This is a genomic window from Chryseobacterium sp. SC28 (assembly GCF_003932955.1).
Classification (GTDB): domain Bacteria; phylum Bacteroidota; class Bacteroidia; order Flavobacteriales; family Weeksellaceae; genus Epilithonimonas.
This window is the reverse complement of record NZ_QOVY01000009.1, coordinates 56712-70362: the sequence shown is the minus strand read 5'-3', so window position 1 is coordinate 70362 and position 13651 is coordinate 56712. Positions and strand designations below refer to the sequence as shown.

Annotated in this window: 8 protein-coding genes; all 8 read right to left on the bottom strand. The window is 44.1% G+C overall.

What is annotated here, in order from left to right; translation table 11 throughout:
• Positions 1-69: 69 nt before the first annotated feature.
• On the bottom strand, positions 70-1197 hold the full coding sequence (locus tag DTW91_RS07090; RefSeq protein WP_125202689.1) for an alpha/beta hydrolase-fold protein: 1128 nt from the start codon (positions 1195-1197) through the stop codon (positions 70-72).
• A gap of 109 nt (positions 1198-1306) precedes the next feature.
• Complete coding sequence (locus DTW91_RS07085; protein WP_125202688.1) at positions 1307-2479, bottom strand: MalY/PatB family protein; 1173 nt, start codon at positions 2477-2479, stop codon at positions 1307-1309.
• 64 nt (positions 2480-2543) lie between these two features.
• A complete protein-coding gene (gene egtB, locus DTW91_RS07080) occupies positions 2544-3737 on the bottom strand; it encodes an ergothioneine biosynthesis protein EgtB (protein WP_125202687.1) in 1194 nt (397 codons plus the stop codon).
• Between the two features lie 15 nt (positions 3738-3752).
• Positions 3753-4736, bottom strand: coding sequence for an L-histidine N(alpha)-methyltransferase (locus DTW91_RS07075; RefSeq protein ID WP_125202686.1), 984 nt, complete (start codon positions 4734-4736; stop codon positions 3753-3755).
• Between the two features lie 129 nt (positions 4737-4865).
• The gene (locus DTW91_RS07070; RefSeq protein ID WP_125202685.1) at positions 4866-7367 is read right to left on the bottom strand and encodes a cation-translocating P-type ATPase; all 2502 of its coding nucleotides are present in this window, start codon (positions 7365-7367) and stop codon (positions 4866-4868) included.
• 30 nt (positions 7368-7397) lie between these two features.
• Complete coding sequence (locus DTW91_RS07065) at positions 7398-7973, bottom strand: cytochrome b/b6 domain-containing protein (RefSeq protein ID WP_125202684.1); 576 nt, start codon at positions 7971-7973, stop codon at positions 7398-7400.
• 45 nt (positions 7974-8018) lie between these two features.
• Positions 8019-9185, bottom strand: a complete 1167-nt coding sequence (locus tag DTW91_RS07060) for an efflux RND transporter periplasmic adaptor subunit (protein WP_228412681.1) — start codon at positions 9183-9185, stop codon at positions 8019-8021.
• 12 nt (positions 9186-9197) lie between these two features.
• Entirely contained in the window at positions 9198-13538 is a 4341-nt protein-coding gene (locus DTW91_RS07055; protein ID WP_125202683.1) for a CusA/CzcA family heavy metal efflux RND transporter, read from the bottom strand.
• Between the last annotated feature and the right edge of the window lie 113 nt (positions 13539-13651).

The following is a 13651-nucleotide window of genomic DNA, read 5'->3' as shown; positions in this document are numbered from 1 at the left end:
AGCCAGCAAAATTTGCCGACTTGTTGCTTATTATTGGCTTGAAACTGTTTCCAATAGCTTGGCGATGCCTCAAAAAATCTGTTGCACGAATTGATAAAGGCACCGCCGCCAGGTCAGCCATTCGTGGTAAGTCTGCGGGGAGATATACGGTGAATACGGATAACTATTTTGTTTTAAATAATTAGTTATCAGAGCATTAAATTCAAAAAATCTGGCATCTTCTTTTTCACCGATTCCGATAAAGAAAAAAGGTTTTTTAGAGGCTTTTAGAAGATTGCTGATGGGCAATTCTCGGAAAGGCTCGGCGCCGGTTCCCTCATAAATCACCGGACTGAAAGCTCCGATTGCAGAAAATAAGTCGGGATGATTCGTCCCAATAAGCATCGCCTGATAGCTCCCACGCGAGAGCCCGGCCACCGCTCTTTGGGCATTGGTCTTATATTTCTTTTCGATGTAAGGCATCAGTTCTTGAGTGACGATTTTATCTAAATTTTTGGAGGAAACAACGGTTCTCGGAAAATCATCGGGTCTTTTTTGTTCTTCAGGAGCGAGTGCAACGCCATAATCCATCACCACGATCATCTCTTTCGCTTTTTTTTCTGCAAAGAGATTGTCGAGAATGTTGGCAATGCAGCCTTGCTTTTCCCAGCCCGTGATATCCTCGCCGGTACCGTGGTACAGGTACAGAACCGGCATTTTTTTGCGACCGTAATGTGGCGGGAGATACACCTTAAAATCTCTTTTTCCTTTGGTGACTGCGGAGAACAAACTGTCGTCCACAATCTTTCCGTGTTTTACATTTTTCTTGAAGAAAAAATCTTCTCCCGACGGTATTTCTATGGCGCTCGTGGGTCGGCTGTAGCCAAAATAGAGTTCTGTATTGGGATCATTCATCCGCTTCCCATCCACGTTGAACCAATAGTAATGAAAGCCGATTTCCATAGGCGAAGTATGGATATTCCAGTAGCCCTCTTGGTCTTTGGCAGAAGTTGCTTCCAAATTTCTGAGACCATCTCCCCCATCGAGAACCACAGAAGCGGCATTCGGAAAATATACTTTGAACTGAACCTTAGCCTCGGCGTCAATTTTCGGAAATTCTTTGCCTGGCTTTGCCGTTTTAGAAATTGTGTAGGACTGGGCCAATACCATAGACGAAGATAAAAGCAGAAACGAAGCTATTATTTTTAAATGCAACATGGGATTTTAATTTTTAAGTGAAATGCGTGATGGTGTATCAATATTAAGAAAATAATTTTTATCCACAGCCGGCAGTGCTAAAAAACGAAAGCACCGTGTCGCAAATAATCTATGTAAATTTTCGTAATCCCGAGGCCAAACGGCGGAGACCTTCCGACAGAACTTCACGCGGACATGCCATATTGATGCGTATAAAACCACTGCCCGCTGCGCCGTACATCGTGCCGGCGTTTACCCACAATTTTTCTTCCTCCAAGAGCGTTCTGCATAATTCTTCAGATGTCCTGTTGAGCGCCTGGCAATCCAACCAAACAAGGTAGGTCGCCTCCGGCGGAATAACTTTGATTTTCGGCAAATGTTCCGCGATAAAATGTAAAAGATACCGGTAGTTTTCGTAAAGATAAATCTTGAGTTCTGCCATCCATTCTTTTCCGTTTTTGTACGCAGCTATCAGGGCTTCGGCGGCGATGGGATTGGGATAGCTCGTTTCTTGAATTTCAAATGTCTTTAAAAGCTCGTTTAAAGCTTCTCGATTTTCGGAAATAATATAGGAAATTGGCAGACCGGAAAGATTAAAAGTTTTGCAAGGCGAGCCGCAGGTGAAGGCGGTCAACTCTTCATCTTTTGCAATAGAAGCGAACGGCAAGTGCGTGTGACCGGGGAAAACCAAATCTGCGTGAATCTCATCTGAAACCACGATGACCCGATGCTTTGAACAAATCTTCGCAATGGTCTCGAGATCATTCCGTTGCCATACCCTTCCGACAGGATTGTGCGGATTGCAAAGCAACAAAAGTTTAGTTTTAGGGTCGGACGCCATTTGCTCCAGATCCTCGAAGTTGATATTATAAATGCCATTTTCGTAGATGAGGTTATTTTCAGCAATCTCCAATTCGCATTTCTCCAAAAGATCGTAGAAATGATTATAAACAGGCGGCTGAATAATAACACGCTCTCCTCTTTTCACAAAAGTTCGCAGAATGGCAGACAGTGTGGGGATCATTCCAGGACCAGGCAAAATCCACTCTTCTTTGATATCAAAATAAAAATTCTCTTTGTACCAATCGATAATAACCGAGTGGAACTCGGAAGGAATAAGGCTGTAACCAAAAATACCCTGAGATACTTTGTCTAAGAGCGCGCCGATAATTTCCGGTGCCGTCTTAAAATCCATATCAGCCACCCACATCGGCAAAACATGCGGATCTTTCGCCAGATCCCATTTTACAGAATTGGTACCGCGCCGCAGGATGATTTCATCAAAATTGTGGTTCTTTTTCATTTATCTTCTTTTGGATCCGCTAAGAATTGAGGGTTAAAATACTTGAAAGACCGCAATCATTTTTTTACCGGGCGAGGCGGATTCCTGTATATTGCCATCTCAGCCCGGCGTGGAAAAAATTGCGATAGGTTTTTCTGCTATGTCCCGCGGGTGTAGCCTCCGAAGCGCCGCGCAGCACCATTTGGTTGACCATAAATTTGCCGTTGTATTCGCCTATCGCCCCAATTTCCTTCTTGAAACCGGGATATGGTAAATAAGCAGAATTTGTCCATTCCCAACGAGTTCCCCAATTGAAATTGTCCGATGCTGCTTCCCACTCCGCTTCCGTAGGCAGGCGCATTCCTTTCCAAGAGGCGAAGGCTGAGGCTTCATAAAAATTAATATGGCAGACGGGCGCATCAAGATCTATTTCCATCAGCCCGTTCAAAGTATAATTCATCCATTTTCCATCAATCAGATGCCAGTAAAGAGGTGCGGTTGCCGCATTTTGCTTTACCCAGTCCCACCCTTCGGCATGCCAATGGCTAAAATCTTCATAACCTCCGGCCAGCATAAACTCGAGATACTCACCATTGGTGACCAAGCGGTTCGCAATTTCGAAATTATTGAGGTAAGTTTTGTGCCTTCCTAATTCGTTATCAAAACAAAAACCTTTTCCCTCGAAACCAATTTCATAAATGCCTTCGGCGAAGTGCAGCATCTCGAGCCTTGCCAAAGATTGCTTTTTGGAGTTCTTTTCTTTTTCGTACGCCGGGAAGAGCGGATTGTGACCTAAAATATACTTGATGTCCGTCAGTAATAATTCTTGGTGCTGTTGCTCGTGATTAAGACCAAGTTCCAACAGATTTTGCACTTCCGTGGTCATCGGCGAGCTTTCGAGGAATCTCGTCATCTGTTCGTCCACATATTGCCGGTATTTGTAGATATCGGAAACCGATGGTCTGCTGAGGTTGCCCCGATCGGTACGCACCACTCGGGCGCCAATGGTCTCGTAATAGCTGTTAAAAACAAAATTGTATTGCGCATCGAACACTTGATAGTCGCGAAAATAGGGTATCAAAATAAATGTTTCAAAAAACCACGTGGTATGGCCGAGATGCCATTTGGGCGGGCTCACATCTACAATCGGTTGTACCACATAATCCTCGATTTCCAAAGGTCTGCAGATCTCAACCGAATGATTTCGGACTTGGGCATACCTTCTGCCTAGGTCGGCGACCGGCTTTTCTAAATTATTAACATTTGAAGCGGTTTTCATAATTGTTTTATTAAATTAAATCACTTGCCAGACGGAATCTATGAACCAGTTTTTGGAGTCTTTAATTTCGTTGATAATATAAAAGCCCGACTTTGCTGCAAGGCTCTGAATGTCGGTTTCGGAAAATTTTTGCGAAATTTCCATAGCGATCACTTCATTTTCCTCAAATTTAACTCTATTATTTGAAATAGTAACCTGCTGTTCCTCAAGGCTGATCAAAAAACTGCGGCACGCGCCGGAAATGGGATCATAAGTCTGATAATGCTGAAATTTCTTCAAATCAAAATCTGCATTCAACTGGCGATTGATTCTATCGAGAAGATTCAGATTGAAGCGGGCTGTAATGCCAGCGGCGTCATTGTATGCATTTAAAATAACGTGTGGATTCTTTTTCAGATCAAATCCTATAATCAAAGAATCCCCCGAATGAAGCTTTCTGCGCAGCTCTCTGCAAAAGTGGACGGATTCGTCTAATTCCATATTGCCGATATTTCCTCCCAAAAAAAGAACGACTTTTCGCTTTTCAGAAATCGAGGTTGCTTTCTCCAGCATATCAAAGTAATCACCTTGCAAAGTGACAACTTCCAAAGTGGGAAGCTCTGCTTTGAATTTATGCTGAAGAACTGACAATATATTTCCTGAGATATCAATAGGCATATAGGTAAAGTCTGCTCCGCGCCCAACGAGATATTTCAGGAGATAGGATGACTTCGTGGCATCGCCCGCGCCCAGTTCTATCAGGTCGAAAGGCTCATCATTGGCTATAATACTTTCGGCAAGTTCTTGGGTTTTATTTTTAAAGATATCGAGTTCGCAGCCGGTAAGATAATATTCCGGCATATTCATAATTTGCTGAAAGAGCTTATCGCCTTTTTCATCATAAAAATATTTCGAAAATAATTTTTTCGGAAAGTGGCGCAAACCATTCAGCACGTCTGACTGAAAATTTTCCGGAGAATCCTGGTCTTTTTGCATCGTGGTTTCAGTCTGTGCCTTCATTTTTCTAATTGTTTAAGGTAGTCAATACAACAATCTTGCCGCCTTAAAAATTACATTTGGACAAAAAAATTCAATTTCTTGCTAAGCATTTAACGGCTAAATATAGTTCTTTTGCGGCTTTGCAATTGTTCATTTTTTTCTTCGATAGAGTTTATAAATCTCAAACCACAAGACCGAAACCGCCGCAATTGATATGGCAATTCCAAACTCCCGCACACTCAGCCCGCTGACGTGAAAGAATCTGGCAACCGGCGGCACATACAATATGGCAAATAGCAAGACCAGCGTCACAAGAATCATTATCGGGAAGAGGCGGTTGCTGCTTTTGAAACTATCGAGCATGCTGTAATAAAAGGAACGGTTCACGAGACTTAAAAAAATATTGGCCAAAATCAAAGTGGTAAAAACCATCGCTCTCGTTTTTTCTTCGCTTCCGCCATTTTGAACCGTCCATTGGTACGCCCATAAAACCCCCGCGGTGATAACTAATCCCTGAATAATACTGATGGCTAACTCGCGAAGGTTCAGAAAGGTATCGGTCATTCGTCGGGGTGGCTGCTGCATTGTATTTTTCTCCATCGGTTCGTTTTCGTAAACGATAGAACAAGTGGGACCCATCACCAATTCGAGAAAGATCACATGCACCGGCGTGAAAATCTGGGGAAATACCCAACCTAAAAACAAAGGCAAAGACACGGTGAGGATAATCGGAATATGGATAGAGATGATGTACTGCACGGCTTTTTTGATATTGGCATAGATTCTTCTTCCGGCAGCGATACCGATCACTAATTTTTCCAAATCATCGTTGGTAATAACCAAAGATGCAGCCGCTTTGGCAATCTCTGTACCCTTGTTGCCCATCGCCACGCCTATGTGCGCTGCTTTGAGAGCCGGGCCATCATTCACGCCATCGCCCAACATCGCTACCACTTCGCCGTTCTTTTTCAGCGCATTCACGACACGCAGTTTGGCCTCAGGGAACATTCTGGTAAACAAAACCGTACGCTCCGCAACGGGCATCAATGCCTCTTCTTCGTAGCCAGCCACGTCATTTCCGTTTAAGATTTCCGCTGTATTTACGATACCTGCCTGGGCAGCGATGCTGCTGGTGGTATCGGCATTGTCTCCCGTGATAATTTTTACCTTGATTCCTGCCTCGTAAATTTGATGGATGACTGTCCGGATTTTTTTCTTTGGCGGATCGTAGAAAACCACCAACCCGAGAAATTCAAATTCAAGATCCTGCTGTCTTTTCGGAAAATCGGCGCCGCGAAAATCGGATTTGGCGACCCCCAGCATTCGATAGCCCTGCTGGCCAAAGCTCTTAAGGACGTTTCTTATCTTATCGATCTCTGTATCGGAAAGTTTGGCAACCGCAAGGATGGCTTCGGGAGCTCCTTTGGCAGCAACGATTCTTTCTTTTTTACCATTTTCCAATATGTGGGTCATCATCGGCGGATTACCTTCCAGCGGATATTCGTGGATCATTTGATAATCTTTTCTTGCATCGCTTTTTTGGGTCTCTTCATAGACCTTGTGAAGCATTTTCTCCATCGGGTCGAACGGAAGCGGTTCGCTGCTCCACATGGCATATTCTATCAAAGTCGTCACAGCCGGATTGGTAAATTCTTGTTGATCATAAATCTTGTCGGAACGGTAATCATACAACTCTTTCAGCTCCATAGAATTTTCTGTAATGGTGCCTGTTTTGTCGGTGCAGATTACCGTGGTGCTGCCTAAGGTTTCTACGATACTGCTTCTTTTGATAATGATGCCCTCGCGCATCAGTTTCCAAGCACCCAGCGCCATAAAGGTGGTAAATGCCACGGGAATCTCTTCCGGGAGAACAGACATCGCCAGCGTAAGCCCATTCAGCAGGCTATTGATCAGATTTCCGGTCTTTATAAAACTGAAGATGCACACCATCAAAAAAATGAAGACGCCCGCAACGGCCATCCATTTTACAAATTTCGTAATCTGAATCTGCAAGGGCGACACTTCTTCTTTTATAGACGAGATCGATTCTCCGATTTTACCGATTTGCGTTTGTTTTCCAATTTGTTCTACCTCAAAAACTGCCAGGCCGGAGACGGCTACCGTGCCGCTGAAAACTTTATTATTGCCAGGCTCGGGGCTTTTAAAAACCGAAAAACTCTCGCCCGTCAAGGAGGCTTCATTCACGGAAAAATCGTTGCTGTGAACAATTGTCCCATCGGCATTGATGATTCTTCCTTCTTCGATAATGCACAGATCACCCACGACGATATCGTGCGTCGGAATTTGGATGGCTTCAGAATTTCTTATTACCGTACTCAGCGGTTCATTTAGTTTTTCTAATTCCTCCAGCGCTTTTCTACTTCGATTGTCTTGATAAAACGAGATAGCAGAAACGGCAATGATGGAAAGAAACATAAACGCAGCTTCGCCATAATCGCCGACAATAACGTAAATGATCGAGATGGCGAAGAGCAAGATGAGCATCGGCTCTTTCAAGATGCTGAGTACCATATCCAGCAGAGAGCTTTTGCCGACCGGCTCCATCCGGTTGTTGCCGTTCCGCTCTCTGGACGCCTTCACTTCGTTGTCCGTCAAACCTTTTAGATGCTCAGGAAGATTATATGTGGTCATTTTTTAAAACTGTTTTTTAAGGATTGGTGATTAACGTCCTCCTATCATTTTGGACACAATGCCTTTTTTGTCGGTCAGTTCTGCTATTATGATGCCGCCAAAATGCAATAGAATGAAAATTGGGAACCAATAGATCGCCCATTTGTGAATGGTTTCCATCGGCTCCTTCCATTCGCCATCGATCCATTTCAGATAAAATCCCGTCACAATGGAAACGGCTATGAAAAAGTATAAAATTACATAAATTAGTCCTTGCATTTTCTCTTTTACGGCTTGGTTTTTTACAAATGGATTTGGAAATTTAATTCCTTTTGCCAACATATAAATAACTCGGATCAGAAAGGCAGCCAACACCAGATAGGCAGCATATTCGTGCCATTCCCACATCGGTTTCTGAATGCTTTTGACGATGGGCAGTATCTGTTCTTTTCCAAGGTTGATATTTTGGCTTTGCAGTTGAGTTTCCACCGCATTTATAATGGTGTTCTTGCTCATCCAATACATCCTTAAAAATCCGGTGATAAATAAAACGACCATTAATATTGCCAAAGACCAATGTAGAACTCTGTGAACCGTCGTGAATTTATTTTTGTTTTCTGTTTCCATAATTTTTAATAAATTAAAGTTAATAATCCCGATTGCGCCGGCTTTTTACTCTTCATCTTCGGTGTTTTTGAGTTTCATCAGAAGCGTATAGGCATTTTTGGATACGATATGTTTGCCTGCAAAATCAGTGTCATTGACCACTTGAACAAATCCCTTCTCTTTCGCTCCCACAGTTACGGGCAACATTTTATAGCTTAGTTTTCCGGTTTGCACAAACACGTAATCCTTGCCCTCAAAATTGACGATGCTTTCCTCCGGCACGGCATTGGCAAAGGAAATTTTCGTGGCTATTTCGGCATTCATATACATTCCCGGCAACAGATTTTTGTCAGCAGTTTCAAAATGGCAATGCACTTCCGAAATGCCATCGCTGCTGATGTCTCTGCTGATGAGGATGATTTCGCCTTGGTATTTTTTATCGGGTTCTGCATTGGTATAGGCGGTCAGTTTTTGTCCGATTTGCAGTTTATCGATATCATTTTCATAGACTTTTAAATTCAGGCGCAGATTGTTGGGATTAATCAATTCAAACAGGACATCCGAAGGATTGACATATTTCCCGATGTTGACATTCACCTTGCTGACAAAACCATTGATAGAACTGTACACCGGAATGCTTTTGGTGATGGTGCCGGCATTCAGCCGCTCGGGATTGATGTTGATCAGGCGCAACTGCTGCGCCAGTGCATTCATCATAATCTGCTGATTGTTCGCTTCCGCTTGTGCTGCCTGCATCACTTTATCGCTGCTGGCTTGACTTTGGTTCAGCGCTTTCTGCCGTTGGTAATCCAATAGTGCAAAATGGTATTTTGATTTGGCTTGCAAATAATCCTGTTGCAGCGTGATATATTGCGGATCCTCCATCACGGCAATCGTTTCTCCTTTGCGGACATACATCCCTGGCAGCAGGCGCGTACTTTTCAGAAAACCGCCCAAAGGCACACTCACAGAAATGAGATTTTGCGGTGGAACGTCTATTTTTCCGTTTAATTTCAAAACAGTCGCGATATTTTTTTCGGTAAGGCGTACCGTTTCCAAAGCCGCATTTTTTAACTGCGCATCGGTCAATACGACGGTGTTGCTTTCGTTGGCAACTTTGGTTTGGGCTTGATCCTGAGGTTTTTCCCGGCATTGAGCCAACAATAGTAGTCCCAAAACAGAGAGCATTTTTAGCTTGCCATGGTTTTTATTTTTTATATCGAATGAATACATTGTGATTAGAATTTAATTAAGATAATTGATTTGAATAATGGTATCGTTCAGCGATTTTACCGCATCGGCATAATTACTTTGAATGCTGATGGCTTGATTGACGAGCATCACAAAATCCAGATAATTGATTTCGCCGTTGAGGAATTGCTTTTGCGCCGTTTCGGTCACGATGGTTGCGTTTTTCAGCCCTTCCATTTCGTAGTCGTTCACGATTTCCATCTGGCGCTGATAGCTTTCCGATAGTTGTTTGTACCGATTTTGCAAATACATATTGGTAGCTTTCAATTGGTTGTCTGCGATGCTTTCCGAGATTTGCGAAGCTGCTACTCTCGCCTTTTGCGACTGCGAGAATATAGGAATAGAAACGCCCACTTGCACGGAATGGAATTGCGGCGAGGCATTGTACAACTTATTATCGGCGCCTGTTCCCTTGAAACTGTTGAGATTGTAAGCCAACATCAATCCGGGCAGCAGTTTGGATTTTTCTAATAGGGTTTGGCTCGCCGCCATATTTTTCTGCTGTTCCAAGAGTTGCAATACAGGATTTTTGCCGGGATCGGCTGTTAGCAGCGGCATTATTTTTTCGTTAGATTCTGCCAGATACATTACATCCGAATTTAGCAACCATTGCCATTGCAACTTTGCGCTTTCCAATTCCTGCTGCACCTGTTTCAGTTGGATGGTGATTGCTGCTTTTTGGTTCTGGGCTGTAGTTTTTTCCAAAATATTGCTTTCTCCTTTTTGCAGGCGCAGCAAAGCTTTGGCGTAAAAATCAGTGTATAAGGAATCTGCCGTCCGCAATAGTTTTTCTTTTTCCTGCCAATACAAAATGGCGTAAAACGTTTGGGCAACGGCTTTTTTTAATTCATATTCCTTCATCGAGACATTCAATAGACTGTATTTCCATTCTTGTGTGAAACGTTCCTTCTGCCTTTTATAAACCGTCGGGAAAGCGATATTCTGCGAAATCCCGAACTTGGTATCGTTGTAAGCACTGTTGATCTGTCCGTAATCTGCTGTGATGCCGGTTTGCGGAATATCTGCCGAAGTTCTGATGATGGCTTTGGCATAATCGGCTTTCAGTTTTTCCGTTTTCAGATTTTGATTATTCTGAATAGCCATCTCAATCGCCCGGTCTAAGGTGAGGGTTTGTTGGGCTTTCAAAGAACCCGTTCCCATTAATGAAATTCCTAAAACAACTAATAATGGGATGTGTTTTTTCTTAAATAAATTCATTTTTAAACCTTTTTCAAATGCAATAAATAATATTGGAAGAACGAACAAAGTGAGAAATGTAGCACCCAGAAGTCCACCAATGACCACCGTTGCCAGCGGACGTTGCACTTCGGCACCCGCTCCAGTGCTCACCGCCATCGGAATGAAACCCAAAGAAGCTACAGACGCGGTCATCAGCACGGGGCGCAAGCGGGATTCCGTCCCATCTACCACGATGCGGACAATGTTCTTGATGCCCGATTTTTTCAAACGATTAAATTCGGCGACCAAAACAATTCCGTTCAAAACGGCTACGCCGAAAAGCGCTATGAAACCTATGGCTGCACTGATGCTGAAAGGCATACCGCGAAGCGCTAAAAAGAAAACACCACCTATTGCCGACAGAGGAATAGCGGAGTAAATCAAGAGGCTTTCTCTTACCGAGTTGAAAGCGAAAAACAACAGAATATATATCAACGCCAGCGAGATGGGAACTGCCACCATCAGACGGCTTTTGGCTTGGTTCAGATTTTCAAAAGAACCACCGTAGGTGACAATGTATCCCGCCGGGAGCTTGATTTGCTTATCCACTTTGGCTTGCAATTCTTGCACAATACTTTGCACATCCCGACCCTTGATATTGAAGCCGACAATGATCCTGCGTTGGGTGTTCTCCCGCTGAATTTGATTGGGACCGTTTTTTATCTGCACTTCTGCCAATTGCGATAATGGAATCTGTTGTCCGGCAGGTGTCGGAATCAGCAAATTACGAACATCCTCTAAATTTTTTCGGGCGTCTTCGTCCAGCTTCACCACCATATCAAAACGCTTTTCACCTTCGAAAACCAATCCTGTGCTTTGTCCGGCAAACGCCGTATTGACCACCTTATTGATGCCGGCTACCGATAAATGATATTGGGCAAGGATGGGGCGTTTATAACTGATGATTACTTGAGGCATTCCGGTGATGGGTTCTATATAAAGATTTTGGACACCGTCCACCGTATTGATTATTTTACCCAATTTGGCGGCGGTAGCAGCCAGTACATCGAGATCGTCTCCGAAAACTTTCAGCACCACGTCCTGCCGCGCACCGGTCATCAACTCGTTGAAGCGCATATTGACCGGATACTGAAAACCGGCGGTAATGCCCGGCACATCTTCCAGAGCTTTGCTCATTTTCTCCGATAGTTCCGGAAAAGTCTTGGCAGAAGTCCACTCGCTTTTGTCTTTCAAAATCACCATCATATCGCTGGCATCCATCGGCATTGGGTCGGTAGGTACCTCGCCACTGCCTATTTTGGTAACCACTTTTATCACTTCTGGAAAGCGCGTTTTCAGGATATGGGCGGCTTTCTGCGTACTTTCAATGGTCGTATTCAGGTTACTTCCGGTTAATACACGGGTGTCAACGGCAAAATCCCCTTCCTCTAATGAGGGAATAAACTCGCCTCCCAATCTCGACATTACGAAAGCCGCTACAAAAAATAAAATGGAAACCAATACGATAATGAGTTTCGGTATGCGGATGGCTTTCAACAGATATTTTTGGTAGAAGGCTTCCACGCGCCGCATCACTCTATCTGAAAGATTGTGCGCAGCGCTAATTTCCCTGCTCAGTACCAGCGAAGTCATCATTGGAATATAGGTGAGCGACAACAAGAAGGCGCCCAGCAATGCAAAGGCAACCGTCTGAGCCATCGGTCGGAACATTTTGCCTTCTATACCTTGCAGACTCAGAATAGGCAGGTAAACGATCAGAATGATGATTTGCCCAAATACTGCGCTGTTCATCATTTTGCCCGCAGAACTGATGACCGTCTGATCCATTTGTTTTTTGGATAGACTGGTCAATTGCTGGAAGCGGGCGTTGTGCGAGAGCTGGTGCATCACCGATTCTACGATGATGACAGCGCCATCGATAATGAGTCCGAAATCGAGAGCGCCAAGGCTCATCAGGTTGCCACTCACGCCAAAGAGATTCATCATACAAACGGCAAAAAGCATCGCCAGCGGAATAACCGAAGCCACGAGCAATCCTGCCCTGAAATTCCCAAGGAACAAAACCAGAACGAGAACTACGATCAGTGCGCCTTCCATCAGGTTTCTTTCCACTGTACTTATGGCATTATTGACCATTTTCGTGCGATCTAGGAAAGGCTCCACGACGACGCCCTCCGGCAGGGTTTTTTGGATTTGTGCCACTTTTTCTTTTACGTTCTTGACGACTTCGCTGCTGTTGGCGCCTTTCAGCATCATCACGACGGCGCCCGAAACTTCGCCCTGATCATTATAGGTCATTGCTCCGTATCGGGTGGCATAGCCTATTTTTACGGTTGCGATATCGCGGATGAACAAAGGGGTTGCGTTGTTTTTATTTGCGATGGCAATGTTGCCGATGTCTTCTATGGTACCGATAAGTCCTTCGCTGCGCACATAGAGAACTGTGGGACCTTTCTCGATGTAGGCGCCACCGGTATTCTGATTGTTCTCTTCCAAAGCCGAAAAAACATCATTGATGGTGATTCCGTAGGCATTGAGTTTGTCCGGATTTACTGCGATTTCGTACTGCTTTAGTTTGCCGCCAAAACTGCTCACTTCGGCAACGCCTTTTACGGTGAGTAATTGCCGGCGCACGATCCAGTCCTGAATGGTGCGCAGTTCTGTGACATCATATTTATGTTCGTAACCTTTTTTGGGGCGGACTACGTATTGATATATTTCGCCAAGACCGGTAGAAATAGGTCCTAAAGTCGGTGTGCCAATGCCGGTCGGAATTTGACCCTGAACCTGCAGAAGGCGTTCGGCAACCTGCTGCCGTGCCCAATAGACATCCACATTGTCTTCAAAAACAATGGTAACGAGTGAGAGTCCGAAACGGGAAAAGCTTCGTATTTCCTTTGTGCCGGAAATGTTGCCCGTTGCTTGTTCTATGGGAAAGGTAACGAGCCGTTCAATATCCGTAGCGCCAAAAGCCGGAGCGATAGTGATTACTTGCACCTGATTGTTGGAGATATCGGGAACGGCATCGATAGGCAATTTCGTGGTTTGGTAGGCGCCAAATCCGATGAGCGCTATCACCAAAAGCCCGATAATGAGTTTGTTCCTTACGGAAAATGCGATGATTCTGGTAAGCATATATTTTACTTGTTAATCAAAAATTATTATTTAAGAACATTACATAAAAGTACAGCAGTACTTATTGTAAATGAAATAACAGGATTAACCAAGAGGCTGCGATTATATAATCT

What these genes read in the sequence shown, in the direction of transcription:
- DTW91_RS07090 (WP_125202689.1), bottom strand. Translation starts at nt 1,197, where the DNA reads ATGTTGCATTTAAAAATAATAGCTTCGTTTCTGCTTTTATCTTCGTCT.
- DTW91_RS07060 (WP_228412681.1), bottom strand. Translation starts at nt 9,185, where the DNA reads ATGTATTCATTCGATATAAAAAATAAAAACCATGGCAAGCTAAAAATG.
- DTW91_RS07075 (WP_125202686.1), bottom strand. Translation starts at nt 4,736, where the DNA reads ATGAAGGCACAGACTGAAACCACGATGCAAAAAGACCAGGATTCTCCG.
- DTW91_RS07055 (WP_125202683.1), bottom strand. Translation starts at nt 13,538, where the DNA reads ATGCTTACCAGAATCATCGCATTTTCCGTAAGGAACAAACTCATTATC.
- DTW91_RS07070 (WP_125202685.1), bottom strand. Translation starts at nt 7,367, where the DNA reads ATGACCACATATAATCTTCCTGAGCATCTAAAAGGTTTGACGGACAAC.
- DTW91_RS07065 (WP_125202684.1), bottom strand. Translation starts at nt 7,973, where the DNA reads ATGGAAACAGAAAACAAAAATAAATTCACGACGGTTCACAGAGTTCTA.
- DTW91_RS07085 (WP_125202688.1), bottom strand. Translation starts at nt 2,479, where the DNA reads ATGAAAAAGAACCACAATTTTGATGAAATCATCCTGCGGCGCGGTACC.
- egtB (WP_125202687.1), bottom strand. Translation starts at nt 3,737, where the DNA reads ATGAAAACCGCTTCAAATGTTAATAATTTAGAAAAGCCGGTCGCCGAC.